Here is a 4,857-nt window from a genome sequence, read left to right as displayed (position 1 = left end):
ACAAATTTATAATACAACGAATATAGGTATAAAATCTCCTATATTTAACAATAATGAAAAGCGTTATGAATATGAAAGAGGTTTTTCACCTACTTATTTAGAAGAAAAATATCAAAGTACTTACTCGCAAATTGATAATGTTTGCTGTGTTTTTAGAAGTGGCATGTCTGCTCTAGATGCAATCTGTAAAACTTTGATCAAAAATTTTTCTTTAAAGAAAATGAAAGCTTTAGATGCAACATATTATTTTGAAACATCAAGCTTATTATATAATGTTTATGATAGGTTTTTAAATATCCATCGTAGTGAAGCATTTAAAAAAGTATATGATCAACTAAAATCTAATGATTATACAATTGTTTTTTTAGAGTTAGTTAATCTAAATTATCCCAATGAACAACTTGACTTAGGCCTTTTATTGGATTCTCTAAATCATAGTTCTTTACCATTAATATTAATTATAGATAGCACTGCCGATATTTTTTTTGATGTGTCTTATATTTTGAGAAAACTCAAAAGAGATACTATAATTTTTGATTTTAAATCGGGGATTAAACTATATCAATTGGGGTTAGAACTTTCTAATTTAGGTATTGTTCATATAACTTCCAATAAAATAAATACCTCTTTATTAAGCAAATCTTTAATTGGATTTCGTTCATTAACAGGTACAAGTATTTTACCATATGAAGAAAAAATACTTTGTAACTCTATTTTTAACTTTAAAACTCAAGCCATGTATGTGGAGCGATTGAATATATTATGTCAAGATTTCTTTTATCAGATAAAATCTAATAAATTCTTAGATGTTCATTTTGGTGAAGGTAGTGTGTTTTTGATTATAAAGATTAAAAATTCAAATGAAATTAAAGATTATAAACAGTTTTTAGATGATTTGAAAGTTTATTTAGATGATAAACAGCTTTCTTTAATGATAGGAACAAGCTTTGGCTTTAGAACACCTAGAATTGAAATAATAAATAGATTTAACAATGACTTATGTCTGCGATTATCTGTAGGAGTGTATAAAGGCGTGCTATATTACAGTATGCAAGAATTTATAAGAACGTGGAGGTCGTAAAATGTATAATTACTTAACTGACTCAATAAAAAAATCGCTTATTCCTGTAACAGAAAAACATCTGGAGCAGAAATTTATAAAATTGGGAATAAAACAGGGTGACATTGTAATGGCACATGTTTCTTTGTCATCTTTGGGTTATGTTATCGGAGGTTCAGAGTGTCTTTATAATGCTCTGAAAAACGTTGTAGGAGAGGAGGGAACAATTGTTGTACCATCTCAAACAGTAGAGATCTCTGATCCCGCAACTTGGGAATATCCTCCAGTCCCTATGGAGTGGCATGATTTAATTAGAGATTCTATGCCAGCATATAATACAAGACGTTCCTTTTCTAAGGCAATGGGGAGTTTTAGTAATTTTCTTGGGATATTACCTCAAGCAATTAGAAGTTCTCATCCTATGTATTCATTTACTGCAGTAGGTAGAAAAGCGTTGGAAATAACTTCTACAGTTGGCTATGATTTTCCCTTTGGAAAAGAATCGCCACTTGGGAAAATGTATAAATTGCAGTCAAAAATATTGATGATAGGGACTGATTTTGAAACTAATACTTCTTTACATCTCGCAGAGAATAAGCTAAATCGAGATGTTTTAATAGAGCGGAGTAAAATTTCGACATTAAAAGGTGAGGAATGGATTGAATTTAAAAACATAGATTTGGATATCTATGACGATTATTTAGAAATTCAAGAAGAATTTATGAAGCTTCATCAAGTAAGAAAAGAAAAAATCAATGAAGCCGATTTATATTTGTTTGATATGTCTGAATGTGTAGACTTTGCGAAAAGCTATTATATTGAAAGAGGTTTAAACTGAAATGAGAGTTTTTATAAGAAATAAATTATACCGATATATTACAATCTCAGATAGTTTATCTGTAATAGGTGACTCTATATTTTATTTAGCTTTGATTGCCTATGCTAGTCAATTACCTGATAGTATATTTGCAATATCTATCATTAGCCTTTCGGAAACTTTTCCCCCTTTTTTAGCATTTTGGACAGGTCATATTGTAGATAAAACGCCAGACAAATACAAAGCTGGTGCCGATATTGCCACTAATTTATTGAGAGGGATTATATATATTGTGGTAGCTACTATTTTATATTTTCAATCGGGTATGATAGTCGTTATTCTTATTTCTATTTTAAATTTTATTTCGGATTTGATAGGGACATATTCTGATAATTTGCGCTTTCCAATAGTATATTCAATAATACCTGAGGAAGACATGGAAGAAAGTCTTGCTTTTTCTAATATTAGCTATTATCTATTTTCGTTTTTAGCTAAAGCATCGGGAGGTATTGTTTTATTATTATTCAATTCTAATTTTGAACTACTATCTCTAGCTAATTCGTTAACATTTTTGATAGCTGCCGTTTTAATGATGAAAGTTTATCCGTCCTTAAAATTAAAAATGAGCACAAAAATTGATGATGGAGATAGTGAAAATGATTCAGAGTCAGGAATTTTCGCTAGTATCAAAACACTGCTGTCCAATAAAAGAATAATGAGTGTGATTGTACCTGTTGCTTTGGTTAATGCTCTTGTAGGATGTATACTACCACTTGTATATATATATTTTAATAATCATTCATCCAAAAACTATGAGGTACTTATTAGTTTAGTTGGAGGAGCATCTGTATTAGGAATTGTGGTAGGAAATGCAGTAGCACCAAAAATAATGAAAGAATTGTCAATTCATAAGATACTGATTACTAACTTAACATTCATCGCTATAATTACATTGATATTAGGTTTTGAAACTTCTAACATAGTAATCTTATTAGCAATTTTTCTATTGTTTTTAATGGAAGGATTTGTCTCTCCTAAATTTACAATGTTTATTATGCAAAATCAAGACTATAATAGTTTAGGTGTTTCTAGTGGTGCTGTTAATACTATTTTGGCCTCTGTTGTACCGTTTCATATGTTTATTGTATTGAGTATGATGAATATTTTTGGTGAGGCAATCGCGTATAGTTTAGTTGTTCTATTATCTTTGGCTTATGTTGTGTATACATTTAAAATGGAGAAAAAAAATGAGATTAAAAGATTACTTGCTTGTTATTCCTAAGGAAGATTTTATTTATGTTGGATATGAGGAGGGCATTAAATTTCCTAATACTGAGATTATATCGGAATTGTTGAGTCATCTGAAACAGGGAATTCAAGAAGAAGTTTTTTATAATCAATATTCTAATCATATAGTAAAAAAGGTAATAGAAATTTTAGAGAAAAAGAACTTCATCGTGTATGAAGAATATGATAAATATGAAGATACAATTTTTAGTAGAAATTTTTACTATTATGAAAGATTTAAACCTACAAGTATTGAACTTCATAATAAACTGTCAAAAGTATCAGTCTGTATTATTGGACTAGGTGGGATTGGTGGAAATATATTACAAATGCTAATGGCAGCTGGTGTTCAATCATTTCACCTTATTGACTTTGATAAAGTGGAATCTCATAATCTGAATAGACAGTTTTTGTATAGAGTTGAAGATATAGGAAAATATAAAATTGATGTATGTAAAGATTATATCATGAATTTTAATCCTAAAAGTAATATTAAATTATACAAGGAGAGAATAGTTTCTCTATTTGATTTGACACGTATTTTAAAGCATGTAGATATAGACATTATTATTCAGTGCGGCGATTATCCAAGTAATATCAATTCAGAAACTCTACTTGCTTGTAAAGAGTTAAAAGTACCTATGATTTCTGGAGGTGTAGGTATTGACTTTGGTTTTTTTGAATTATTAGATGTAGAAAAAATAGAAAAAACTAAAAAAATTAATATGGTTGATAACTATGCAGTTCCAAAAGGGTCATTCGGTACTACTAATTCTATCATTGCATCCTATATGGCACACGACATCACACATTATCTCATGGGAGAGATGTATTTTTCTAAATTTGGTCGCATGGTTATAAAATTTCCAAGATGAAGAATAAGAGGATACAAATTATGCAAAACAGCAGATACAATAAAAATTTTTCTATGTTCTATCGAGAACAGCTGACCGGTCAAGCTAAAATATATAGCCGTTTCATATTTGATTTGATAAAAGACAAACCTATAGAACATTCGATTATTGATTATATGTGTGGAACAGGAGAGTTACTTCAATATTTTAAATCAAAAGGTTGGGAAACCACTGGGATAGATTTATCGGAAGATATGTTAAATATTGCCAAAAAATATGATACTCAAACTAAATTTATCTGTGAGGATGCAACAAAATATCAAGCAGATAGGCGTTATGGTCTTGCAGTATCAACTACAGATGCTTTGAATCATTTGGCATCAATTTCTGATGTGAAAAAGGTATTTGAAAATGTCTATAAGAGTTTGAAAGGTTGTGGATATTTTATATTTGATATGAATAGCCCGAAAGGTATAGAGTCGGATAATGGCTATGTATCAATAAGTAACGATAGATCGATAGCTATTAGGGAGGGATTCGTAGATTCTGTAAATAAAGTAGGATTCAGTAGATTTCAAGGGTGCTATGACTTAAAAAAAGATGGGAATTATATCAGATTTGATAATACAATCTACAATTATATGTATGATATATCGGAAATTGTAAAACTTTTAGAAGATGTAGGATTTACCCTTGTGGAAATGAGAGATGGTTATTCTGATACGATTATAGATAAAAATGAAATTAATATTGATAGAATTTTATTTATTGCTCAGAAAAAATCATTAGTAAAAAAGACATTAAAACTCGGTACAAATAAAAATAATACTTTTGGATAT

General features: G+C 29.2%; 5 protein-coding genes. All 5 read left to right on the top strand.

The window, feature by feature from the left end; all coding sequences use genetic code 11:
• A partial coding sequence (locus HMPREF9965_RS13245; RefSeq protein WP_000302212.1) for a hypothetical protein occupies positions 1-1,081 on the top strand: 1,081 nt, incomplete at its 5' end.
• Position 1,082: 1 nt separating this feature from the next.
• A complete protein-coding gene (locus HMPREF9965_RS12055; protein ID WP_000283044.1) occupies positions 1,083-1,898 on the top strand; it encodes an aminoglycoside N(3)-acetyltransferase in 816 nt (271 codons plus the stop codon).
• A 1-nt stretch (position 1,899) separates the two neighbouring features.
• On the top strand, positions 1,900-3,159 hold the full coding sequence (locus tag HMPREF9965_RS12050; protein ID WP_001263465.1) for an MFS transporter: 1,260 nt from the start codon (positions 1,900-1,902) through the stop codon (positions 3,157-3,159).
• Positions 3,125-4,039, top strand: coding sequence for a ThiF family adenylyltransferase (locus HMPREF9965_RS12045; protein ID WP_001237251.1), 915 nt, complete (start codon positions 3,125-3,127; stop codon positions 4,037-4,039). The genes HMPREF9965_RS12050 and HMPREF9965_RS12045 overlap by 35 nt, the downstream gene beginning before the upstream one ends.
• A 20-nt stretch (positions 4,040-4,059) precedes the next feature.
• Positions 4,060-4,857: class I SAM-dependent DNA methyltransferase (locus HMPREF9965_RS12040; RefSeq protein ID WP_001181634.1), on the top strand; the 798-nt coding region annotated here is incomplete at its 3' end.

Origin of the sequence: Streptococcus mitis bv. 2 str. SK95, assembly GCF_000222705.1 — a bacterium.
GTDB classification, from domain to species: domain Bacteria; phylum Bacillota; class Bacilli; order Lactobacillales; family Streptococcaceae; genus Streptococcus; species Streptococcus mitis_AY.
Note: the sequence above shows the minus strand (reverse complement) of the source record. Positions and strands in the feature narration are given on the sequence as shown.